At 63.2% G+C, this 22,517-nt stretch carries 23 protein-coding genes; 8 read left to right on the top strand and 15 right to left on the bottom strand.

The window, feature by feature from the left end:
- The first annotated feature begins 34 nt into the window (after nt 1-34).
- Both upp and RA20_RS15270 read left to right on the top strand, forming a co-directional pair.
- Nucleotides 35-667: a uracil phosphoribosyltransferase gene (gene upp / locus RA20_RS15275; RefSeq protein ID WP_039130463.1), complete on the top strand. Its 633-nt coding sequence runs from the start codon at nt 35-37 to the stop codon at nt 665-667.
- Nucleotides 668-839: 172 nt separating this feature from the next.
- On the top strand, nt 840-2,198 hold the full coding sequence (locus RA20_RS15270) for an SPOR domain-containing protein (protein WP_039130461.1): 1,359 nt from the start codon (nt 840-842) through the stop codon (nt 2,196-2,198).
- A gap of 76 nt (nt 2,199-2,274) precedes the next feature.
- On the opposite strand, the gene RA20_RS15265 is transcribed toward RA20_RS15270, so the two are convergent.
- Nucleotides 2,275-3,285, bottom strand: coding sequence for a hypothetical protein (locus RA20_RS15265; protein ID WP_039130459.1), 1,011 nt, complete (start codon nt 3,283-3,285; stop codon nt 2,275-2,277).
- A 104-nt stretch (nt 3,286-3,389) separates the two neighbouring features.
- Nucleotides 3,390-5,018: an AMP-binding protein gene (locus RA20_RS15260; protein ID WP_039130456.1), complete on the bottom strand. Its 1,629-nt coding sequence runs from the start codon at nt 5,016-5,018 to the stop codon at nt 3,390-3,392.
- Nucleotides 5,019-5,095: 77 nt separating this feature from the next.
- Here RA20_RS15260 and RA20_RS15255 point away from each other — a divergent pair, with 77 nt between their 5' ends.
- The 3 genes from RA20_RS15255 to RA20_RS15245 all read left to right on the top strand — a co-directional run bounded on the left by RA20_RS15255 (nt 5,096) and on the right by RA20_RS15245 (nt 7,724).
- Entirely contained in the window at nt 5,096-6,019 is a 924-nt protein-coding gene (locus RA20_RS15255; protein WP_039130453.1) for a DMT family transporter, read from the top strand.
- A 179-nt stretch (nt 6,020-6,198) separates the two neighbouring features.
- Nucleotides 6,199-6,864: a sulfotransferase family 2 domain-containing protein gene (locus tag RA20_RS15250; protein WP_039130451.1), complete on the top strand. Its 666-nt coding sequence runs from the start codon at nt 6,199-6,201 to the stop codon at nt 6,862-6,864.
- A gap of 182 nt (nt 6,865-7,046) precedes the next feature.
- Nucleotides 7,047-7,724, top strand: a complete 678-nt coding sequence (locus RA20_RS15245) for a Hint domain-containing protein (protein WP_039130449.1) — start codon at nt 7,047-7,049, stop codon at nt 7,722-7,724.
- Nucleotides 7,725-7,805: 81 nt separating this feature from the next.
- On the opposite strand, the gene RA20_RS15240 is transcribed toward RA20_RS15245, so the two are convergent.
- The 10 genes from RA20_RS15240 to RA20_RS15195 form a co-directional block, all read right to left on the bottom strand.
- A complete protein-coding gene (locus RA20_RS15240; RefSeq protein ID WP_039130445.1) occupies nt 7,806-10,007 on the bottom strand; it encodes a 3-hydroxyacyl-CoA dehydrogenase NAD-binding domain-containing protein in 2,202 nt (733 codons plus the stop codon).
- Complete coding sequence (locus RA20_RS15235; RefSeq protein ID WP_039130443.1) at nt 10,004-10,489, bottom strand: cupin domain-containing protein; 486 nt, start codon at nt 10,487-10,489, stop codon at nt 10,004-10,006. Before RA20_RS15235 ends, RA20_RS15240 begins: the two co-directional genes overlap by 4 nt.
- Nucleotides 10,489-11,700, bottom strand: a complete 1,212-nt coding sequence (locus tag RA20_RS15230; protein WP_039130440.1) for an acetyl-CoA C-acetyltransferase — start codon at nt 11,698-11,700, stop codon at nt 10,489-10,491. Before RA20_RS15230 ends, RA20_RS15235 begins: the two co-directional genes overlap by 1 nt.
- A complete protein-coding gene (locus tag RA20_RS15225; protein WP_039130438.1) occupies nt 11,697-12,923 on the bottom strand; it encodes a hypothetical protein in 1,227 nt (408 codons plus the stop codon). The genes RA20_RS15230 and RA20_RS15225 overlap by 4 nt, the downstream gene beginning before the upstream one ends.
- Before the next feature lie 18 nt (nt 12,924-12,941).
- Nucleotides 12,942-13,574 (bottom strand): glutathione S-transferase family protein, encoded by a 633-nt coding sequence (locus RA20_RS15220; protein ID WP_039130436.1) that lies wholly within the window; start codon nt 13,572-13,574, stop codon nt 12,942-12,944.
- Between the two features lie 283 nt (nt 13,575-13,857).
- On the bottom strand, nt 13,858-15,006 hold the full coding sequence (locus RA20_RS15215; protein ID WP_039130434.1) for an acyl-CoA dehydrogenase family protein: 1,149 nt from the start codon (nt 15,004-15,006) through the stop codon (nt 13,858-13,860).
- Between the two features lie 26 nt (nt 15,007-15,032).
- A complete protein-coding gene (locus tag RA20_RS15210; RefSeq protein WP_039130431.1) occupies nt 15,033-15,245 on the bottom strand; it encodes a hypothetical protein in 213 nt (70 codons plus the stop codon).
- Between the two features lie 73 nt (nt 15,246-15,318).
- The gene (locus RA20_RS15205; protein WP_039130428.1) at nt 15,319-17,100 is read right to left on the bottom strand and encodes an acyl-CoA dehydrogenase C-terminal domain-containing protein; all 1,782 of its coding nucleotides are present in this window, start codon (nt 17,098-17,100) and stop codon (nt 15,319-15,321) included.
- A gap of 52 nt (nt 17,101-17,152) precedes the next feature.
- Nucleotides 17,153-17,554, bottom strand: coding sequence for a MerR family transcriptional regulator (locus RA20_RS15200; RefSeq protein ID WP_039130426.1), 402 nt, complete (start codon nt 17,552-17,554; stop codon nt 17,153-17,155).
- A gap of 285 nt (nt 17,555-17,839) precedes the next feature.
- Entirely contained in the window at nt 17,840-18,208 is a 369-nt protein-coding gene (locus tag RA20_RS15195; RefSeq protein WP_039130423.1) for a MerR family transcriptional regulator, read from the bottom strand.
- A 125-nt stretch (nt 18,209-18,333) separates the two neighbouring features.
- On the opposite strand from RA20_RS15195, the gene RA20_RS15190 reads away from it, so the two are divergent.
- Genes RA20_RS15190 through RA20_RS15180 form a run of 3 tightly spaced genes read left to right on the top strand, consistent with a single transcriptional unit; the run spans nt 18,334 to nt 20,595 of the window.
- Nucleotides 18,334-18,756: a PaaI family thioesterase gene (locus RA20_RS15190; RefSeq protein WP_039130421.1), complete on the top strand. Its 423-nt coding sequence runs from the start codon at nt 18,334-18,336 to the stop codon at nt 18,754-18,756.
- Nucleotides 18,753-19,271 (top strand): PaaI family thioesterase, encoded by a 519-nt coding sequence (locus RA20_RS15185; protein ID WP_039130418.1) that lies wholly within the window; start codon nt 18,753-18,755, stop codon nt 19,269-19,271. The genes RA20_RS15190 and RA20_RS15185 overlap by 4 nt, the downstream gene beginning before the upstream one ends.
- A 4-nt stretch (nt 19,272-19,275) precedes the next feature.
- Entirely contained in the window at nt 19,276-20,595 is a 1,320-nt protein-coding gene (locus RA20_RS15180) for an MATE family efflux transporter (RefSeq protein ID WP_039130416.1), read from the top strand.
- A 36-nt stretch (nt 20,596-20,631) separates the two neighbouring features.
- Here RA20_RS15180 and arsC read toward each other — a convergent pair whose 3' ends face one another.
- Genes arsC through RA20_RS15165 form a run of 3 tightly spaced genes read right to left on the bottom strand, consistent with a single transcriptional unit; the run spans nt 20,632 to nt 22,363 of the window.
- Complete coding sequence (arsC, locus tag RA20_RS15175; protein WP_039130542.1) at nt 20,632-20,973, bottom strand: arsenate reductase (glutaredoxin); 342 nt, start codon at nt 20,971-20,973, stop codon at nt 20,632-20,634.
- Complete coding sequence (locus RA20_RS15170) at nt 20,970-22,028, bottom strand: quinone-dependent dihydroorotate dehydrogenase (RefSeq protein ID WP_039130413.1); 1,059 nt, start codon at nt 22,026-22,028, stop codon at nt 20,970-20,972. The genes arsC and RA20_RS15170 overlap by 4 nt, the downstream gene beginning before the upstream one ends.
- Nucleotides 22,025-22,363, bottom strand: a complete 339-nt coding sequence (locus RA20_RS15165; protein WP_039130411.1) for a DUF952 domain-containing protein — start codon at nt 22,361-22,363, stop codon at nt 22,025-22,027. Before RA20_RS15165 ends, RA20_RS15170 begins: the two co-directional genes overlap by 4 nt.
- Nucleotides 22,364-22,517: the final 154 nt, after the last annotated feature.

Genomic DNA, 22,517 nt, shown 5'->3' with positions numbered 1-22,517 from the left:
AAAGCGCGAAAAGCCAAATTTTAGGAGTGCCCCCATGACCGACCACCTGACCGTTGTTGATCACCCGCTTGTCCAGCACAAGCTGACCCTGATGCGGGACAAGGGAACTTCCACCCAGGGCTTCCGCCGCCTGCTGCGCGAAATCACCCAGCTGCTGGCCTATGAAATCACCCGCGAAATGCCGCTGACCACCACCACGATCGACACCCCGATGGAGGAAATGGAAGCGCCGATCCTGGCGGGCAAGAAAATGGCGCTGGTGTCGATCCTGCGCGCGGGCAATGGCATGCTTGACGGGGTGCTGGAACTGGTGCCCTCGGCCCGCGTCGGCTTTGTCGGCCTTTACCGCGACGAGGAAACCCTGAAGCCGGTGCAGTACTACTTCAAGGCGCCGGAAGGGCTGAAGGACCGGCTGGTGATCGCGGTTGACCCGATGCTGGCCACCGGCAACAGCTCGGCCGCTGCCATCGACCTGCTGAAAGAAGCGGGCGCCACCGATATCCGCTTCCTCTGCCTGCTGGCCGCGCCCGAGGGCGTTGAGCGGATGAAGGAAGCCCACCCCGATGTGCCGATCGTGACCGCCTCGCTGGACCGGCAGCTGAACGAGAAGGGGTACATCCTGCCCGGCCTCGGTGATGCCGGCGACCGGATGTTCGGCACCAAGTGATCCCTGACCGGCCAAGGCGTTCTTGAACGCCTTGGCTTTTGATCCGCGTATGAGTGCAAATTAATTCCAATTGGCGCAAAAATTGCCCGGTTGCTGCCTTATTGTTGCCGCGGAATCTTTACTCACAGGCAAGATTCGGGCATCCTTCCCCCATATTTCGTGGGGCGCAGGAATGAAAATAACTAGAATTATTGCACTGGCCATCATCGCGGGGACGACAGGCGCAGCAGGTATACAGGCACAAACCCTGCGCCCGACAAGTCCTCCTGCCGAATATCCTCCGGCTTCTTTCAAGGGACGGCAGTTCGTCGACAGCCGCGGCTGTGTGTATGTCCGGGCAGGCATCGACGGCAATGTCACCTGGGTGCCGCGGGTAACCCGCTCGCGCAAGCAGGTCTGCGGCTTTGAGCCGACGAAACTGGCGGGGACGACCCGGCAGCAGCAATCGGCACCGCCGCCTGAACTGATCACATTGGAACCCAGCCAGCAGCCCGCGCAGACGGCCGCATCCAAACCGGCGCCCGCTGCACAGGCCCCGGCCAAACCGGCTCCGGCTGCAGGCGCTGCTCCCAAGGTGGTCACCACGGCCAAGCCGCGCCGCACCCGGCAAACCACCAGCGCAACGCCTGCTCCTGTACCCGCCGCCCCGGCGCCCAAACCCGCAGCCAAAAAGATCGTGCGGGTAGCTCCGAATCCGGCCCCGGCTCCAGCCCCGGCGGCGCCTGCCGCTGCCGCCGCTGCGAACGGCTGCGAAGGCCTGTCAGAGATCAGCCGCCAATACACCAACTCAACCGGTGTGCGCTGCGGTCCGCAATCCTCCTCGCCGGTCACCTACGGCGGCCAAAGCAGCGGCCCGCAGTCTTCGCTGCGGCTGACACCGAACACCCGTGTTGTGCAAACGCACATCTATCAGGGCCGCCGCCTCAGCAACAGTTTCACGGTGCCTGAGGGCTACCGCCCGGTCTGGACCGACGGCCGCCTCAACCCGAACCGGGCTGAGCGCACTACGCGCCCGGCGGTGGTGACCAGCTTCGCGCAAGCGCCGTCCGGCTACCAGGCCGTCGAGCGGACAGACGACCGCCTGAACCCGATGCGCGGCGTGCGCACGCCTGAGGGCGACGCCCAGATGGCGCAGATCTGGACCAACGAAGTGCCGCGCCGCCTGGTGCAGCTGCCGCTGGACCGGCCCACCGTGACTCTGCCGCGCGAAGCCCGCTACAGCCCGTCCGAGGCAGAGGCCCCGGCAGCATTGCGGCTTTCCACCCGTTCGGCGCCGGATGCTCCGGCGCCTAAGCAGGCGGGACCGGCCCGCTATGTGCGCGCTGCTACTTTTGCGGATGCGGCCCAGGCCAAGGCCGCGGCCCGCAAACTGGCAAGCACAGGCCTGCCGGTGCGCTTGGGCACCGTCAGCCGGAAGGGGCAGCCCTACAAGGTGGTTCTTGCGGGTCCGTTCCTGAACCGGAACCAGGCCGCTGCCGCGCTGGCCAAAGCCCGAAGCTCTGGCTTCAGCGGTGCCAAGCTGAGCAGGTAGCTCCGAAAACCAGAAAACAGCAAAGGCCGGGACTGCTCCCGGCCTTTTTCATTTGAAACCGGCCCGCAAGCCGGGCTCAGCCGCAGATATTCTGCAATTGCACCCAATCGCGGTCGTTCAGAACCGGCTCCAGCTCGCGCCCGGCCATCGGGTCCGCTTCGATCAGTCCCAGCACCGTTTCCCCGGTGATGTCCAGCGCGTAGGCATAGGGGGAGGAGGGCAGGGCAGCGCGGGCAAATTCCGCCAGCAGAACCTCATCCGGCAGACTGGGGCGCGGGCTGGCCAGGGTGGCCTCGGAATAGGCATCCAGGGCCGGGCGGTTCAGCTCCCCGGTGGTCAGCAGCTTGAAAGTGGCAAGGAAACCGCCAGCTTCCAGCAGCTCTGCCATCGGATCGCGGGCCTCGGCGCGGGCGCGTTCGGCCAGGATAGCGCCAGCCGCCACCGCAGGATCCTCGAAATCCTCAACAAAAGAGCGGTTCAGCAGCACGATGCCGCCGGGCAGGTGCAGGCTGCCCGGGATGCCCGAGCGCAGCACCGCCAGCTGCCGCACACCCGTGCGCTGCGCCAGCTTGGCGAGGATCGGTGCCGCTTCGGGAGTGGCGCAGGCGGGGCCCGAGACCCGCTCGATCCGACCCAGCAGCGCCTGTCCGATAGCCTTGCGCTTGATGTCGGGCACCACGCTGACCGCATGGCGGGTCACTGCGCCGGGCAGCCAGAAGACCGACACGGCAAAAACCACCGCCAAAGTGCCCAGGATACTGACGGCCCGCAGCCGCCCCGGCCGCGCCCGTGAGCGCCCGATGGCCCTTTGGACCCGGGCAATCGCTTCCAGCATGGCGGTCTCATCCTGTGCAATCTCAAGCGTTTCGCCAGGATCGCCATCGGGATGAAACAGGGCAGGGAATTCACCCGGGTTGGCGCGCTCAACTGCGGCCAGCGACCAATGCGCCAGCGGCCGGTCGTTCATGCTGGAAATCGTCAGCGTCGCATCACCCAGCGAAATGATCACATCCCGCCGCTGTGCTTGGCCGTCTGCGCGCCACAGGCCTGCAGCCTCCAGCCGCTCGAATTCCTTCAATGCCGTCATGCAGCCAGCCCGGTCCCCATCCTTATCGTTGGGCTCAGAATAATCACATAAAACAGGGGCGGCAATTTGCTTTGCCGCCCCGGATGCTGTTTCGCCGCGAAAAGTTACAGACTCTTGGCGATTTTCCTCAGTTCGAACTTCTGGATCTTGCCGGTCGAGGTTTTCGGCAGTTCCTGGAACACCACTTTCTTGGGCGCCTTGAAGCCCGCCAGCGTTTCCCGGGAGAAGGCGATCAGAGCCGCAGCGTCTTCCTTGGCGCCGGGCTTCAGCTCGACAAAGGCGCAAGGAACCTCGCCCCATTTCTCATCGGGCATGGCAGCCACGGCAGCCAGCAGCACATCCGGATGCGCCATCAGCACGCCCTCGACCTCGACCGAAGAGATATTTTCGCCGCCGGAGATGATGATGTCCTTGGCCCGGTCTGCAATCTGGATGTAGCCGTCCGCATGCTGCACTGCCAGGTCGCCGGAGTTGAAATAGCCGCCCTTGAATGCCTCGGCGGTGGCCTCCGGGTTCTTCAGGTAGCCCTTCATCACCACATTGCCGCGCAGGCCGATCTCCCCCTGGCTCTCGCCGTCCATCGGCAGGGTGTTGTGGTCGCTGTCGCGCACAACAACCGGCTCCAGCATCGGCATGGCCACCCCCTGGCGGGATTTCCTGGCAGCAACGCCTGCCTTGTCCAGCCCGTCCCATTCGCCGGCTTTCCAGTAGCATTCGGTGACATGGCCGAAGGTTTCCGTCAGGCCGTAGACATGGGTGACATTGAAGCCCAGGTCCTCGATCTTCGACAGCGTCGCCGGGGCAGGCGGAGCGCCCGCGGTGAAGACTTCGACGGTGTGATCAAACGGTTTGCGCTCTTCGTCCTGTGCGTTGACGATCATGTTCAGCACAATCGGCGCACCGCCGAAATGGGTGACGCCTTCATCATGGATGGCATCATAGATATGTGCAGCCGTAATATCGCGGCAGCAGACCAAAGTGCCGCCGATGACCGGCATCATCCAGGTGTGGTTCCAGCCGTTGCAATGGAACAGCGGCACGATGGTCAGATAGACCGGGTGCAGGGTCATCCGCCAGGAGATCACGGTCCCGGTCGTCATCAGATAGGCGCCGCGGTGGTGGTAAACCACGCCTTTGGGCCGCCCCGTGGTGCCGGAGGTATAGTTCAGCGCCAGGCTTTCCCACTCATCCTCGGGCATGATCCAGGAAAACTCCGGATCGCCGCTGGCCAGCAGCGCCTCATAGTCCATGTTGCTGCCCGAAGCGGGCCATCCAGCCTGCTCATCGGCCACTTCGATCAGGATCGGAGCAGGGCCGTCCATTTCCTTCACCGCGGCCTCAGCCAGCTCAAGGAACTGCGGGTCCACCAGCACCGCCTTGGCCTCGCCATGGCCGAAGATGTAGGCCACTGTGCCCACGTCCAGCCGGGTGTTGATGGTGTTCAGGACCGCACCGCAGGCAGGCACGCCGAAATGCGCCTCGGCCTGGGCTGGAATATTGGGCAGCAGCGTCGCGACCACGTCGCCGGGTTTCACCCCCAGCTTGGCCAGCCCCGAGGCCAGCCGGGTGCAGCGCGCATGGTATTCGCCGTAGCTCTTGCGGTGCTTGCCGTAAACCACAGCAAGGTGGTCCGGGAACACCTGCGCCGCCCGCTGGAGATGGCTGAGCGGCGTCAGCGGCACATAATTCGCGGCGGTCTTCTCCAGACCGGTTTCATCCGCCATCCACCCCATCAGTTTCCTCCCCTGAATCACTATAGGTGTCGTTTAGAGAACAGATATTGCGGAAAGTTGCGGGCAATGGAAAGGCTATGAAACAAACAGCTGTTCTTTCCGCCGCAAATGGCACCAACGCTGCCGCAGCTCAGTCCATGGTTGCGGCGATGCTGATCATCGGCATGACCGACAATGCGGTGCCTGCCATGGCCGAGAAAATCGGGCTGGGCCAGTTCTATATTCTGCGCACCGTGGTGGCGCTGCCGCTTCTGTGGCTGATGGCGCGGTCAGGCCTGGGCGGCATGGCGCCAGGGCGGGTCTGGCCGGTCACCCTGAGGGCGCTGCTGCTGGCGGTGTCCATGGTGTTTTACTTCTCGGCCGTCGCCTTGATGCCGATTGCCCAGGCGCTGGCCGGGCTGTTCACCTCGCCGATCATCATCGTGCTGATCTCGGTGCTGTTTCTGCGCATGCGGATCGGTTTTGTCCGCATTGCAGCGGTTGTGGCGGGGTTTGCCGGTGTGCTTCTGGTGCTGCAGCCGGATCCTGCGGATTTCGACTGGCTGATCCTGCTGCCGGTGGCAGGCGGGCTGTTTTACGCGCTGGGGTCCATCGCCACCGGCCGCATGTGCCAGGGGGAAAGCACGGTTGCGATGCTGTTTGTCTATCTGCTGGTGCAAGCCTTCCTTGGCGGTCTGGCGCTGGCCGGGCTGGAGTTCTGGCCGCAGCCGGTGCCGGAAGGATCAGAAGGGTTTATCACCCGCGGCTGGGTTTGGCCGCTTTGGGAGATCTGGCATCTGGTTCTGCTGCAAGGCTTTGCGGCGGTGGCCGGCGTCTTCCTGATCACCAAGGCCTATCAGCTGGGCGAGGCGTCTTTTGTGTCGGTGTTCGAATATTCGGTGATGATCGTCGGTCCGGGATTTGCCTGGATTGTTTTCGGCCAGGCGCTGGATTTTTGGCAGGTGCTGGGGATTGCGCTGATTATCGCCGCGGGGTCCACGATCGCTTTGCGTTCGAAGTGACGGGGAGGGGCGCCGCCCCTCTTGGCCCTGGCGGGCCAATTCACCCCGGGGTATTTTTGACCAGAAAGAAGCGGGAAGCGGCTGGTCTTCTTTTTGCCTGAGGCATCCCTGCAGGAGGCAGCGCCGTCAGCCGCCTGCAAAGTGTTTCCTTCACGGTATCAATTGCCTAGGGTCGGGGCATGATCCTGTCCTTAGGCCGCAAATACGTCTTCATTCATATCCCCAAGACCGGCGGCACGGCGCTGGCGCTGGCGCTGGAGACGCGTGCCATGGCGGATGACATGATGCTGGGCGACACCCCCAAGGCCTTGAAGCGCCGCCGCCGCTTGCGGGACGCGCAGACCCGCGGGCGGCTCTGGAAGCACTCCACGCTGGCCGATATCGAGGGGCTGGTGCCGGACGGCGCCATGCGCGGGCTGTTTGCCTTTACCCTGGTGCGCAATCCCTGGGACCGTGCGGTGAGCTATTACCACTGGCTGCGCGGGCAGACCTTCAGCCATCCGGCCATAGGATTGGCGCAGGACCTGGAGTTCAGGACCTTTGTGCAGCACCCGCAGATTATCGAGGCCTTCCGGGGCAGTCCTGCGGCCTCCTATATGCGCCACGCAGACGGAACGGAGCAATGCCGCCTCTATATCCGGCTGGAGCATTTTCAGGAGGACGCCGAGCCTCTGTTTGCGCATCTGGGTTTCAGGCTGGATTTGCCGCGGGTCAATGAAACCGAGCGGAAGCGGGACTGGCGGCCATATTATGATGATGCTGCTGCTGGAGCGATTGCTGAGGCCTGCGCCGTGGATATCGCTCAATTTGAATACTCTTTTAACGATTCGGTTCTATCCCGGTGACATGAAACGGTGCTTTTGCAGTGCGCTTGCCGGGCAATCCGGCGGACCGAGCATGGATTGGCGCTGTAGCGTGAACAATGACCGGTTCTTGCCGCAATTCCGCGCCGATACGGCCGCAGTTTTGAAGCATTAACCATAATTGCCTGAGGTTTCGCCGCCTCAGCCGCAGGAAAGGACACCGGATGCTGGATTGGCTCCTGAAACGCTCGCTTATGCCGCAAGGACGCGCAATGAACAGCGGTTTCCCCCTGGTTTCCGCAGGGCAGGGCGGGTTCCTGGCAGGCACCCATGTTGCCTCCAACCTGGGCTGGCGCGAAGTGGAAGCCCTGGCTGTTGGCGACAAGGTGCTGACGTTCGATCATGGCATGCAGCCGATTGTGGAACTGCAGCGCGAGACGATCCTGCCGGGCGAAGGCGAACTGGACCCGGCCCGCTGCCCGCTCTTGGTGCCGCGCGACGCGCTGATGAACCGGGTGCCGCTGTGGCTGATGCCGGATCAGGGCGTGCTTCTGGAAAGCGAGCTGGTGGAGGACGCCCAGGGCGATCCCTTTGCCGTGGTGCCGGCCTGCGCGCTGGAAGGCTACCGCGGCATCCGCCGGATGCATCCGGGCGCGCAGCTGGATCTGGTGACGCCGCGCTTTGCCCAGGACCAGGTGATCTATCTTGAGGCCGGCATGCTGGGCTTTTCTGCTGCGCCGCGCAACCTGATGTGCGGCCGCGTTTTCAGCGAAGAAAGCCCCTACCGGGTGCTGCCGCCGGAAGAGGCACGCGGGCTTGTGCTGTCGATGATGGCCGAAGAGGAATACTGGCCCGGGGACGGCGCCGCGATGGGCGCTGAGCGTCCTGCCGCCAGGATGTAACGTGAAGTACTTCCAGTAACAGGTTTTAGTATAAGCAAAAACGGCCAGCATTGCGCTGGCCGTTTTCCTATTTCCCGCAGATCAGGCCGCCGCTGATTGGTCCGGGGAAAAGCGGCGGTAGAAGCTTTGGCCTTTCTCCGCCATCTCCCGCAACAGCGCCGGACAGGCGAAGCGGTCGCCGTGTTCTGCTGCCAGCGCATCGCAGCGCTCTGCCGCGTAGGGCGTGCCCAGGATATCGAGCCAGCTCAAGGGGCCGCCGGACCAGGGCGCAAAACCCCAGGCCAGGATCGCGCCCACGTCACCCTCGCGGATATCCATCAGCACGCCTTCCTCCAGGGCCCGGACGGCTTCCAGCACCTGCGCAAACATCAGCCGTTCCTGCACCGCGATCAGGTCTGGTTGCTCGGCGGCCTGCGGGAATTTCTCCTGCACACCTTTCCAGTACTCAACCCGTTTGCCCTTGTCGTCATAGTCGAAGAAGCCGGCATTTGCCTTGCGCCCCAGGCGGCCCTGTTCCTCCATCCAGAAGATCAGATCATCCGCCGGGCTTTCCGGATAGGCGTCGCCCATCGCCGCCTTGGTGGCGCGGGCGATCTTGGCGCCGAGGTCAATCGAGGTCTCATCCGTGAGCTGCACCGGCCCCACCGGGAAGCCCAGCTGGCGTGCGGCGTTGTCGATCAGGACAGGCGAGACACCCTCGGTGATCATCCGCATGCCTTCGTTGATGTAGGGGATGATGCAGCGGTTGGCGTAGAAGAAGCGCGCGTCATTCACCACAATCGGCGTCTTGCGGATCTGGCGCACGTAATCCAGCGCCTTGGCCACAGCCCGGTCGCCGGTCCCTTTGCCTTTGATGATCTCTACCAGCAGCATCTTCTCGACGGGTGAGAAGAAGTGGATGCCGATGAACTGCTCCGGACGGCTGGAGGCCTTGGCCAGCTCAGAAATCGGCAGGGTGGAGGTGTTGGAGGCAAAGATGCAGTCCTCCGGGATGATCGCCTCGACCTTTTGGGTCATCTCGGCCTTCACACCGGGGTCCTCAAACACCGCCTCGATGATCAGGTCGCAGCCTTTCAGCGCGTCCAGATCCGGGGTTGCGGTGATCTGCGCCAGCAGCGCCTCTTTCTTCTCAGCCGTTGCCTTGCCGCGCTTGATGCCTTTGTCCATATAGGCGGCGGAATAGGCCTTGCCCTTGTCGGCGGCGTCCTGGTCGCGGTCGATCAGCACCACCTCCATGCCGGCCTGGGCCGAGACCAGCGCGATGCCTGCCCCCATCATGCCTGCGCCCAGCACGCCGATTTTCTTCACCGACTGATCCGGCACATCCTTGGGCCGCACCGCGCCTTTCTCAAGCGCCTGTTTGTTCAGGAACAGGCTGCGGATCATCGCCGACGACGACGGGTTCATCAGAATCGAGGTGAAATGCCGTGCCTCGATCTTCAGCGCAGTGTCGAAATCCACCAGCGCGCCTTCATATATCGAGCTGAGCAGCGCCTTGGCCGCCGGGAAGGCGCCTTGGGTCTTGCCGTTCACCATGGCGGAGGCGCCGACAAAGGTCATGAAGCCCGCCGGATGGTAGGGCGCGCCGCCCGGCATTTTGTAGCCCTTGGCGTCCCAGGGTTTGACCAGATCGGCGGGTTTGGCGTTCAGCACCCATTCCTTGGCCGCAGCCAGCGCATCATTTTCAACCGCGTCGATCAGCTGTGCGCCCTTGGCCTTCTTCGGGTCCATCATCTTGCCTTCCAGCAGGACGGGGGCCGCAGCCATCGCGCCGACCATGCGGGAGTAGCGCGTGGTGCCGCCGCCGCCGGGGAAGATGCCGATCATGATCTCCGGCAGGCCGATCTTGGCCTTGGGGTTGCTGGTCATCACCCGGTGGTGGCAGGCCAGCGCAATCTCGGTGCCGATGCCGGCACAGGTGCCGTTGATTGCACAGGCCACCGGCTTGCCGCCCTTCTTGGTCTTAGGGTCCATCCCCGCCAGCTCCAGCTTGCGCAGGATGCGGTGCCCGCCCATGGTGAAATCGAACAGGCCCTGGGCCGGGTTGTCGCCGGATTCCTCGCGGATGGTTGCCAGCACATTCAGGTCCATGCCGCCGGCAAAGTCCTTCTTGCCGCTGGTGATCACGATGCCCTTGACGGCCTCGTCTGCCAGTGCCCGGTCGACATATTCCTCAACCAGGCCAAAGGCTTCGCGGGTGAGCACGTTCATGCTCTTGCCGATCGCGTCCCAGGTGATGATTGCGACGCCGTCGGCGTCTACGTCGTATTTGAAATCGCTCATGTGTCTTCTCCGGTCTGCTCTGCCGTCAGCGGGCTGCCGTCTTTGCGGGTGAAGGTGAAATCGCCGCCTGCGAATTTCACCATCATGTCCAAATCGCTGTAGTATCCGGTTTCGGTCGGGGTGCGGGTGCCCACCACCAGAAACGCCGCGGGCTTGTCCGAGCGGTTCACCAGGTGATGGCCGTTCTCCTCTCCCGCCGGGAAGGCGGCGCAGTCCCCCGGCATCATCTCATGCGCGCCCTGATCATCGATCAGCGTGCAGATGCCTTCGGTCACCATGACAAACTCATCCTGCTCCATGTGGTAGTGGCGCAGGGAAGAGGCCGCGCCGGGCTCCAGCCGCACCATGTTGACCCCGTATTGCGTCAGCCCGCCAGGGTCGCCCAAGGGCTGCACGCTGCGGCCCGCGCAAGGCTCAGCCAGTTTGCCAGGGTAGCCCGAGCCGGTCCGCCACGGCAGCTGTGAAAGATCAAGCTTTGGCATCACACCCTCTCAATCACTGTGGCTGCGCCCATGCCGGAGGCGATGCAAAGCGTGGCGAGGCCCACTTCCTTGTCCTGCCGCTCCAGCTCATCCAGCAGAGTGCCAATGATGATCGCGCCGGTGGCGCCCAGCGGGTGGCCCATGGCGATCGAGCCGCCGTTGACGTTCACCAGCTCCGGATCAACGTCAAAGGCCTGCTGGAACCGCAGCACCACGCTTGCAAAGGCTTCGTTCACCTCAAACAGATTGATGTCGCTGATGGCCATGCCGTTGTCGGCCAGGATCTTCTCGGTCACCGGCACCGGGCCGGTCAGCATGATGGTGGGGTCAGTGCCAATCTTGGCGGTGGCCTTGATCCGCGCCCGCGGTTTCAGCCCGTAACGCTCGCCAAATTCCTTGTTGCCGATCAGCACAGCCGCGGCGCCATCCACGATGCCGGAAGAGTTGCCAGCGTGGTGAATGTGATTGATCCGCTCCAGATGCGGGTATTTCAGCATCGCCACCTTGTCGAAGCCCGGCATCACCTCGCCCATCTGCTGGAACGAAGCATTGAGCGCGCCCAATGCCTGCATGTCAGTGCCCGGGCGCATGTATTCGTCATGATCCAGAATGGCCAGGCCGTTCTGATCCTCTACCGTGATCACCGATTTGGCAAAGCGATTGTCGTCCCAGGCCGCCTTGGCCCGGCGCTGGCTTTCCACCGCTAGTGCGTCCGCCTGGTCGCGGGTAAAGCCGTACTCGGTTGCGATAATGTCCGCCGAGATCCCCTGCGGCACAAAATATGTGTCCATTGCCAGGCTTGGGTCTACCGCAATCGCAGCACCGTCAGAGCCCATGGCGACCCGGCCCATCATCTCCACGCCGCCTGCGATATAGCCATCGCCTGCGCCGCCTTTCACCTGGTTGGCGGCCAGGTTCACCGCTTCCATGCCGGAGGCGCAGAACCGGTTGATCGCCAGGCCCGGGATACACTCATCCAGGTCGGAGGCGAGCACCGCCGAACGCGCCAGGCAGCCGCCCTGTTCCATCACTTGGGTAACATTGCCCCAGATCACGTCCTCGACGGCGTGGCCGTCCAGATTGTTGCGCGCTTTGATGGCGTTCAGCGTCAGCGCCGACAAGCGCACCGAGGTCACCTCATGCAAGGCGCCGTCTTTGCGCCCTTTGCCGCGCGGTGTGCGCAATGCGTCGTAGATATAGGCTTCGTTCATTTCGAGTCCTTTCTATAGGTCAATTGCGCCGGAATTGGCTGCCCCTTCCGGGCATGGGTTATCGCCAATGTTACCGGGTGCACCCAGAACTGAGGTTTTTGTTTGTAGCGCAGCAAATGCGGTTGCTCTTTGCGTTTCAGCACAGCGATGAGTTCAGAAAGGGTATCACTGCGCGCATGCCGGTAGACATTCATCCCCTGACCAAAGGAAGATGGCCATTTTGAACGCCCGGTTAACAGCTTTTTGAGCAGTTTCCGTACCTCCTGGTATTTGGCGGTCTTGCGCCCACGCGTCTCGTAATGAGAGCTTTTGGTGCTGCCGATTTCTGTCCAGGTCTTGAAGTCCACGACCATGACCGCATCGCGGAACATCACCACGCACAAGTCCTTGCCGCAATGGGTTTGGAGCTTCCGGACAAAGAGGCGGCTGTCGTAAAGAACAAGGTGGCTGATGCTGACATCCACATCCCGGGCCACCCACAATCCGGCCTCAGCACAGATATCCAAGGCAAGCGCTTGAGGATCAAACCAGCCAAACCCGGCGCGAACTGCATAGCTGTGCTCGTCCAGCGGCTCAATCGGATGCTCGGGACGCGGAGCGTCATCCGGATCCCCTAGCTCTGCCACCACCGCCGGGTGCCTATGCCACATCGCGTGAAGATACGCCGCAATCTCGTCGTCTATCTGGTGGCGGCTCTCCGTAAAAACCGGAATGCCTTCGGCCCCTTGGCAGCTGGTATTTTCAACAGCTGCGTCGTTGGAGAAGTTCAGCAGTTTCAGCAGTTCTTCCCGAATGCCCTTATCCAGAGGTTCTGCGCGGTTCCGGATGCCGATCCTGCTGTCTCTGTCATAGAGATCCAGCGTGCTCTCTGGATAAGCGGCAAGCTTGTCCTTCAAGGCTTCAAGATGCTGAACCAGTTCAGGCATGCGAAGCAGGCGGGCGATGGTCAGCACATGATCAACGCCGCGCCAGCCGTTGATGAAAAGAGTTGCATCCGCGGTGTGTCGGCCCTGGGCTCCGGTGTAATACTGCATAAACAGCCAGCATTGGTACAGCCGCCCGCCCCAGCCGGTAACCGTTGTGTCCGGGTGCAGTTCAAAAAACGTATTGCAGCCTTGGAGTGCACGCATGATATAGCTGTCAGGCTCGCCACCAATGCTTCCCAGGTCCCTTTCGAACCATTTCTCTAGGAAATCATATTCCGGGGGATGTGCATCAAGCATGAGTGTTCCCTGTAACTATCAAGCGCGGTCAGACGGATTGCCGGGCATCAGGTCGTAGGGATGTTTCCAGCCGGGCATCTCGCTGATGCGGGTGAGCCAGGCGTCGATATTGGGCCACTCGGCACGGTCAAAGCCGAAAGGCTCGGGGTAGTACAGATAGCTGCAGCAGCTGATGTCTGCGTTGGTCAGCCCGTCGCCCACGATCCACTCGCGGCCCTGCAGGTGGTGCTCCAGCGTGGCATAGGCAGCCTTCAGGCGGCCCTGCATGAAGGCCGCGACATCAGGCGAACGGTGTTTTTCGGGCAGGAAATTCATCAGGAACCGGGTCATGCCAGCCTGGCTGGACATTTTGTGATTGTCCCACAGCACCCAGCGCAGCACCTCGTATTTGTCTTCCGGGCGGCCGCCGAATTTACCGGTCTTGTCGGTGATATACTGCTGGATCGCGCCGGACTGGCTGAGAGTCAGATCGCCGTCCACCAGCACGGGTGCCTCGGCCATGGCGGAAAACTCCCGGAACTCAGGAGTGCGGGCCGCGCCGCTGAAGAAATCGACAAAGACCGGTTCCCACGCAAGGCCCGAGAGCTCAAGCGCTAGCGCTGCCTTGTAGGAGTTGCCGCTTTCGCCAAAGCAATGAAGTTTAATGGTCATCTGGTGTTCCCTGTATCTGCTGCTGGAGCGGGGGTTTCACACCCCCGCACCCCCGTGGAGTATTTTCGGCAAAGAAGAAGGGGCGAGTTCATTCTTCTTTAACCATAATTCGTTGCACTTGTTCTGCGGTACAGGCTGGAGAGCCGATGACCGCCAAAGGAGAAGCCCTGTCTTCCGGCCTGGCGCCGCCGGGTTCGGAGGCAGGGTGGACCTTGAACTTCTTCTTTGTCCAAATACTCAAAATCCATCATTAGCTTCCCGCGGATCCGCCGCGCCCTTGCGCCTAAAGCGACCGCGCAATCAGTTCCTTCATGATCTCATTTGTGCCGCCGTAGATCCGCTGCACCCGCGCGTCGGCCCACATTTCACCCACGGCATATTCCTGCATGTATCCGTAGCCGCCATGCAGCTGCAGGCATTCGTCCAGCACTTCGCCCTGGGTGTCAGTGAGCCAGTATTTCGCCATTGCCGCTTTCTCGACGGTCAGGTCGCCTTGCAGGTGCTCGCTGATGCATTCGTCCAGAAAGGCGCGGGCAACGCGGGTTTTGGTCAGGCATTCGGCCAGTTTGAAGCGGGTGTTCTGGAACTGCAGCAGCGGGCCGCCAAAGGCCTCGCGCTCTTTGCAATAGGCGATGGTGCGGTCCACCGCGCCTTCCATCGCGCCAACGGCGCCGCAGGCGATGATCAGCCGCTCCTGCGGCAGTTGCTGCATCATCTGGTAAAAGCCCTGGCCCTCGGTGCCGCCCAGGATGTTCTCCGGCGCAATCTCCACATCGCTGAAGAACAGCTCGGACGTATCCGCCGCATGGCAGCCGATCTTGTCGAGGTTGCGGCCGCGGCTGAACCCCTCGGCGCCGTCAGTCTCCACCGCCACCAGCGACACGCCTTTGGCGCCTGCAGCCGGGTCGGTCTTGGCCGCCACCAGGATCAGGTTTGCGTGCTGGCCATTGGTGATGAAGGTCTTCTGCCCAGACAGCCGGTAGGCATTGCCGTCGCGCACCGCCTTGGTTTTGATCGCCTGCACATCCGAGCCGGTGGAGGGCTCGGTCATCGCCAAGGCGCCGACCAGCTCTCCGGTCACCATCTTCGGCAGCCAGCGCTGTTTCTGCTCTTCGGTGCCGTAGGCCAGGATGTAATGCGCCACGATGCCGGAATGGATGCCGTTGCCCCAGCTGGCCAGATTGGCGCGGCTGCCTTCCATCAGGATCACTGCTTCGTGGCCGAAATCGCCGCCGGCACCGCCGTATTCAGACGGGATCGAAGGGCAGAGCAGGCCCAGTCCGCCTGCCTGGGTCCAGGTCTCCCGGTCCATCATGCCCTGCTTGCGCCAGGCCTCGAACCTTGGCGCCCATTCATTGCTGATGAACTGGGCTGTCATCCCGGCGAGCATCTGGTGCTCATCCGTCATCCATGCGGAACGTGTACTGGTCATGGCTCTCCCTTGGTGCCCGTCGGGGCTTATCTCTTGCGGGCCTCCAGCTCGGCGTTGAACAGCCGCAGCCGGTGGCCCAGATTCTCATGGTCTGTCACGCTGTCGAAGTTCTCGAACAGGAATGACAGCGCCTCTCCCTCATCCAGCCCGGCCTCATGGGCAAAGCGCTTGAGCCTGCGGTAGCCGTCCTCGGTCATGGCGATCGGCAGGCGGCGGGTCAGGCGGAAACGTTTCGGCATATCTGGTCCTCAAAATGTCAAAGGCACCGGCCGGGGCTGGGACCGGGCGCCCGGGGGAGGGCGCCCGATGGCGTCAGAAGGCGTCTGCGTCCAGCGCCATCACCGCATCTGCGCCGCTTTCGATACGGGCGAGATGCAGTTTGGTCGCGGGCAGCCGCCGTGCCATATAGTACCGGCCGGTTGCGAGTTTCGTCTCATAGAACGCCGCGTCATCGGCCCCGGCGTCAAGCGCTTCCTGCGCCGCCTTGCCCATCTTTGCCCACATCAGGCCCAGGCAGACCTGCCCGAACAGATGCATGAAGTCGTAAGAGCCCGCCAGCGCGTGGTTGGGATCCTTCATGCCGTTCTGCATGAAGAACATGCCCGCCGCCTGCAGGTCCTTGGAGGCCGCCTTCAGGGGATCAACGAAGTCCTTGGTGAAAGCCTCTGAGATGTCTTTGTTTTCCTGGCAGAAGGTTTTGACCTGATCAAAGAACGCCAGCACGTATTTGCCGCCATGCTGGCCCAGCTTGCGCCCGACCAGATCCAGCGCCTGCACGCCGTTGGCGCCCTCGTAGATCATCGCGATGCGGGCGTCGCGGGTGTATTGCGACATGCCCCATTCCTCGATGTAGCCGTGGCCGCCATAGACCTGCTGTGCCTGCACGGTCATGTCGTAGCCCTGATCGGTCAGGAAGCCCTTTATCACCGGTGTCATCAGCGAGATCAGACCGTCGGCGTCCTTGTCGCCTGCGCGGTGGGCCTGGTCAATCAGGGTGGCGCCCCACAGGAGGAACGCGCGCCCGCCTTCGGTAAAGCTTTTCTGATCCATCAGCGAACGGCGGATGTCCGGATGCACGATCAGCGGATCGGCCGGGCCGTCCGGGTTCTTGGCGCCGGTCACGTCGCGGCCCTGCAGCCGGTCCTTGGCGTATTCGGCTGCGTTCTGATAGGCGGCCTCGGCCTGTGCCAGCCCTTGCATGCCTACGCCCAGCCGCGCCTCGTTCATCATGGTGAACATGGCACGCATGCCCTTGTGCTCTTCACCCAGGAGATAGCCGGTGGCGTCGTCATAGTTCATCACACAGGTCGAGTTGCCGTGGATGCCCATCTTTTCTTCGATCTTGCCGACGGCAACGCCGTTGCGTTCCCCCAGAGACCCATCCGCGTTCACCAGGAACTTCGGCACAATGAAGAGGGAGACACCCTTGATGCCTTCCGGTCCGCCGGGGATTTTGGCCAGGACCAGATGCACGATGTTTTCCGCCATGTCGTGCTCGCCGGCGGAGATGAAGATCTTCTGGCCCGAGACCTTGTAGCTGCCGCCCGCCTGCGGTTCCGCCTTGGTGCGCATCAGCCCCAGGTCGGTGCCGCAATGCGGCTCGGTCAGGTTCATGGTGCCGGTCCACTGGCAGCTGACCATATTGGGCAGATAGGTGGCCTTCTGCTCCTCCGTGCCATGCGCCAGGATCGCCGAGGCCGCGCCATGGGTCAGCCCCTGGTACATGGTAAAGGCCTGGTTGGCGGCAGAGAAGAACTCCCCCACGGCCGTGCCGACCACATAGGGCATGTTCTGGCCGCCGAAGGCCTCCGGCATGTCGATACCCGGCCAGCCGCCTTCCTTCATTTGCCCGAAGGCATCCTTGAACCCCGCGGGCGTGTAGACCACACCGTTCTCCAGCCGGCAGCCTTCGGTGTCGCCCACCACATTCAGCGGGTGCAGCACTTCGCTGGCAACCTTGCCGGCTTCCTCCAGCACTGCACCGGTGAAGTCCCGCTCCAGCTCGCTGTAGCCGGGGGTGCTGCTTTCGGAGACCTTCAGCACGTCGTGCAGGATGAACTGGGCGTCTTTGGCAGGGGCTGCGTAGGCTGGCATCTCGGTCCTCGTCGGGTTTCTTGTTTCAGGTCTCCTGCAGGGGCAGGGCGGCCTATTCGGCGGCTTTCTCTCCGGCCTTCATCGAGGCGATCATCTTCTCGCCCCAGGCCAGCTGCTCCTTCAGGTCTTCAATGGCTTCCGTCAGCTCTTCGCGCTGGCGTTCCATATCGGCGAGACGCTCCTGGGCGATCTCATAGGTCTTGGTCAGCTGGGTCAGCCGCTGCTCGTCCACATGATAGAGGTCCAGCAGCTGGCGGATCTCCTCCAGGCTGAAGCCGAACCGCTTGCCGCGCAGGATCAGCTTCAGCCGGGCGCGGTCGCGCTTGGTGAACAGCCGCTTCTGGCCTTCGCGGATCGGGAACAGCAGTTCCTTGGCTTCGTAGAACCGGAGGGTGCGCGGGGTCACGTCAAAGGCCTCGCACATTTCCCGGATGGTCATGGTTTCTTCGGTCATCGTCGTTACTCTTACGGCTTGGTGCAGAGACAAGCTGTGCGCAGCGGGCTCAGCTTGCAAGACTGACTTTACGTTTACGTAATTCATACGTCACGTCACTTTCAAAACCGTGAGGGGTTCGCAAAACGCACAAAAAGTGACGCAACGTAACGGGATCTGAGGCTGCAATTCCGGCGGTTCCCGCAGGGTGCCCGGCCCGTCTGCCGGCGAATCCGGCACCCCTGTTCCGCAACAAAAAACCCCGCCACAAGGGCAGGGCTGCAAATGCCGAAATCCGGAGCCTGGCTACTTCAGCAGCGCCCGGGTGCTTTCGCGCAGCGCGCTGAGCTCTTCGATGGCCTCGTTAATCTGCTCGCGCTGTTTTTCCAGCTCAACCAGCTGCCGGTCGGCCATTTCCATAAAGGCATGGTTCTGGGCGTCGTTGCCCTCTTCCTCATAGATCAGCAGCCACTGGCGGATCTCTTCCAGCTGAAAGCCGAACTTGCGCCCGCGCAGGATCAGCTTCATCCGGGCACGCTCGCGCGCGCCGTAAAACCGGGACCGGCCTTCGCGGTCCGGCTGCAGCAATTCGATGTATTCATAGTAGCGCAGCGTCCGCGGCGTGACCTCGAACTCGGCGCACATTTCCTTGAATGACAATCTGTTGTCGGCCATCCATCTTCTCCCTTGCCGGGAACCTATGCACTTGCAGCGAACATGGCAACCTCCCGCGGCGGCACACTTGCGCTTGGGCCATGCCAAGGCCAAAGATGAGGCAGACAATCCGAAGGGACAGCCATATGGCCGACAAGACAGAGTTCGCGCGCCAGTTCATCGAAGCCATCCCTCATGCCAAGCAATTGGGCATGAAGCTGACCGCGCTGGGCGACGGCACGGCCGAGATCCGCATGGGTTATGACGAGAAGCTGGTGGGCGACCCGGCCACCGGGGTGATCCACGGCGGCGCGGTCTCGGCGCTGATGGACACCTGCTGCGGCGCCGCGGTGATGGCGCACCCTTCGGCGCCCGGCGGCACTGCCACCATCGACCTGCGCATCGACTACATGCGCCCCGCAACGCCGGGGCAGACGATCACCACCCGCGCCACCTGCCACCAGATCACCCGCACCGTTGCCTTTGTCCGCGCCGTGGCCATGGACGAGGACGAAGACCGCCCCGTCGCCACAGCAGCCGGCGCCTTTACCGTGGAGAGCAAGTTTTGAGCCGCCCCCGTCCCGAACCCATTCAGGTGGTCAAGCAGCGCCGCGATGCCGCCCTGTCGGCACTGGTCGACTCGGTGCCATATATCCGCTTCCTGAATGTGACCTTCGACCGCCGCGGCGATGAGCTGACGGCGCAGCTGAACTTCGACGACAAGCTGATCGGCAATCCTTTCCTGCCTGCAATCCACGGCGGGGTGACTGCCGCCTTCCTGGAAATCACCGCGATGATCACCCTCAACTGGTCGCATCTGTGGCCGCGCATCGAATCCGGCGAGCTTGATCCAGCGGAAATGGCCAAGGGCAACCTGCCGCGCCAGCCCAAGACCATCGACTTCACCGTGGATTACCTGCGCTCGGGCCTGCCGCGCGACGCTTATGCGCGGGCGCGGGTGAACCGCTCAGGGCGGCGCTATGCCTCGGTTCATGTGGAGGCCTGGCAGGATCACAAGGACAAACTCTTTGCCCAGGCCACCGGTCATTTCCTGATGCCGCAGGACCAGAACGGCGAAGGCTGAAAACATGACCAGCGCGAACACGGATATCACCCACAAGCGGGTGCTCAAGATTGCTTTGCCGATTGTGCTGTCGAATGCCACGGTGCCCATTCTGGGCGCCGTCGACACCGGGGTTGTCGGCCAGATGGGCGAGGCCGCCCCGATCGGCGCCGTTGGCATCGGCGCGGTGATCCTGGCGACGATCTACTGGATCTTCGGCTTCCTGCGGATGGGCACCACCGGATTGGCGGCCCAGGCTCGCGGGGCAGGGGATTGGGCCGAAACCGGCGCCCTTTTGATGCGCGGCCTGCTGCTGGCCTTTGCCGCCGGAGCGGTCTTCATCATCGCCCAAGGGGCCGTGTTCTGGGGCGCCTTTGCGCTGGCGCCCGCCAGTGCCGAAGTCGAAGGGCTGGCCCGCGATTACCTGGAGATCCGCATCTGGGGGGCGCCTGCCACCATCGGGCTTTATGCTGTCACCGGCTGGCTGATCGCGGTCGAGCGCACCCGCGGTGTGTTTCTGCTGCAAATCTGGATGAACGGGCTGAATATCGCCCTCGACCTGTGGTTTGTGCTGGGCCTCGGCTGGGGCGTCGAGGGTGTTGCCACTGCCACTCTGATCGCCGAATGGACCGGGCTGGCCTTTGGCCTGTATCTTTGCAGGGACGCCTTTGCAGGCGATCAATGGCGCGATTGGGGCCGGGTGTTCGACCGCGCCCGGCTCAAGCGGATGATGCAGGTGAATGGCGACATCATGGTGCGGTCTGTCTTGCTCACCGGCTCCTTTACCACCTTCCTCTTCATCGGCTCCGGAGTGGGGGACGTGAACCTCGCCGCCAACCAGATCCTGCTGCAGTTTGTCGAGATCACCGCCTTTGCGTTGGACGGGTTTGCTTTCTCAGCCGAGGCGCTGGTCGGCAGCGCGGTTGGTGCCAAGGCCCGTGAAAAAGTGCGCCGGGCGTCGGTGATCACCGCGCAATGGGGCGTGGGCGGATCGGTGCTGCTGGGGATTGCTTTTGCCGCTGGCGGCCCCTGGCTGATCGACCTGATGTCCACTTCGCCTGACGTGCGCGAAGCGGGCCGTGTATTCCTGATCTGGGCGGTTGTGATGCCCGCGCTCAGCGTGGCCAGCTACATGTTCGACGGCATCTACATCGGCGCCACCTGGACCCGCGACATGCGGTGGGCGATGATCCAGTCCGTGGCGGCCTATGTGGTTGCGCTGCTGGTGCTGGTCCCGGCCTTTGGCAACCACGGGCTCTGGGCTGCGCTGATGGTGCTGAATCTGGCCCGCGGTGTGACCCTGGGCCTGCGCTACCCGCGGCTGGAGGCGCAGGTCGGCGCCTGAGTTGTCGGGGCGGGCCAATAGGCCCGCCGCCGTATCTTACAGCAGGGATTCAATCGCTTCGGTCGGGCGGCCGATCACCGCCTTGCCGTCCTTGATCGCAATCGGGCGCTCGATCAGGATCGGATGCGCGGCCATTGCCGCCAGCAGATCTTCCTCGGCGCTGTCTTTGCTCAGCCCCAGCTCCTTGAAGACCTTCTCGCCGGTCCGCATCATTTCCACCGCGGACACACCAAGCGCGGCCTGCACCGCCTTCAGCTCTTCAACCGAGGGTGCGTCTTCCAGATAAGCGCGGGTCTGAACCTCTGCGCCGCGTTCTTCGATCAGCGCCAGGCCCGCGCGGGATTTTGAGCATTTCGGGTAGTGCCAATAGGTGATCACAGCCAATCCTTCCGTTTTGTTCCAACCGCTTGCGCGACGTTGTCAAACCCGTCCTTTGCCAGCAACGCATCCAGTCCGCGGGCGATGTCTCCGGCCAGCGACAGCCCGCCATAGACCATGGCAGTGTAGAACTGTACGGCCGAGGCACCGGCGCAGATCTTGGCATAGGCCTGTTCCGCCGTGCTGATGCCGCCGACGCCGACCAGCGGCACCTTGCCGTCCAGCAGTTCCGACAGTTGCGCCAGAACGCGGGTGGATTTCTCAAACAGCGGCGCGCCGGACAGCCCGCCGGCCTCGCCCTTGTGGGCGCTGCGCAACCCGTCGCGCGAAAGCGTGGTGTTGGTGGCAATCACCGCGTCGATGCCGGTTTCCACGGCGACAGCGGCAATGTCCTCAATCCCCTCGCGGTCCAGATCCGGGGCGATCTTCAGGAACACCGGCACCCGGCGGCTGAGGCCCCCGCGGGTCTCAATGACGCCCGCCAGCAGCGCCGACAGCGCCGCCTTGCCCTGCAGGTCGCGCAGTTTTTCGGTGTTGGGCGACGACACGTTGACAGTGGCAAAATCCAGATGCGCGCCGCAGTGCGCCAGCACTTTGGCAAAATCCGCAGCGCGGTCCTCGCTGTCCTTGTTGGCGCCAAGGTTCAGGCCGATCACCGCATCGCGCGGGCGCTGTGCCAGCCGGGCGCCGATGGCTTCCATGCCCTCGTTGTTAAAGCCGAAGCGGTTGATCGCCGCCTTGTCCTCGGTCAGCCGGAACAGGCGCGGCTTGGGGTTGCCGGGCTGGGCGCGGGGCGTTGCAGCGCCGACCTCGATGAAGCCGAAACCGGATTTTGACAGCGGCGCCAGCGCCTCGGCGTTCTTGTCAAAGCCTGCGGCCAAACCCACCGGATTCGGCAGCTCAATCCCTGCCAGCGAGGTTTTCAGCCGCGCGGAGGTCACCGGGCCGGGCGTTGGCGTCAGCCCCATGGTCAACGCCTTGACAGACAGCCCGTGCGCAGCCTCAGGGTCCACCTTGTGCAGGGCGGCCAGCGCCAGCTTCTCGGTCAGTTTCATACCATCTCCTCCGGGAACTGGTGTGCGCCGCCCACCAGCGGCAGCGGTTTGGACCAGACCACATCCGACAGACGGATGTTGCGGTAGAGATGCGGGAACTCGGCACCGCCGCGGGAGACCTCCCACTTCAGGTCTTCCCCCATCGCCCCGGCATCGCAGGCCAGGAGGGTGAGCCCCTCGGCACCGGCAAAATGCTTGGCCGCGGTTTCCGCCGCCTGTGTTGCAGTGGAGAAATGGACAAAGCCATCAGCGACATCAACCGGCGCGCCCTGGGTTTCGCCCGCCGCTTGCAAAGCGGCCCATTCGTCCGCCCGGAAAATCTTGTAAATCAGCATGAGGGCCTGATGCCCTGCGTTTGCTGATGAATCAAGGGGGATTGGCCGGTGCCGGGGATCTGGCAGGCGAACCGGGGCAGGCCCGTTGACGCAGCGAGAGGCAGCAGACCCGCTTTTCCCCTTTGACGGGCAGGGCCATTGCGCGCACCATCAG

The organism is Leisingera sp. ANG-Vp, assembly GCF_000813725.1.
Classification (GTDB): Bacteria; Pseudomonadota; Alphaproteobacteria; order Rhodobacterales; family Rhodobacteraceae; genus Leisingera.
Note: the sequence above shows the minus strand (reverse complement) of the source record. Positions and strands in the feature narration are given on the sequence as shown.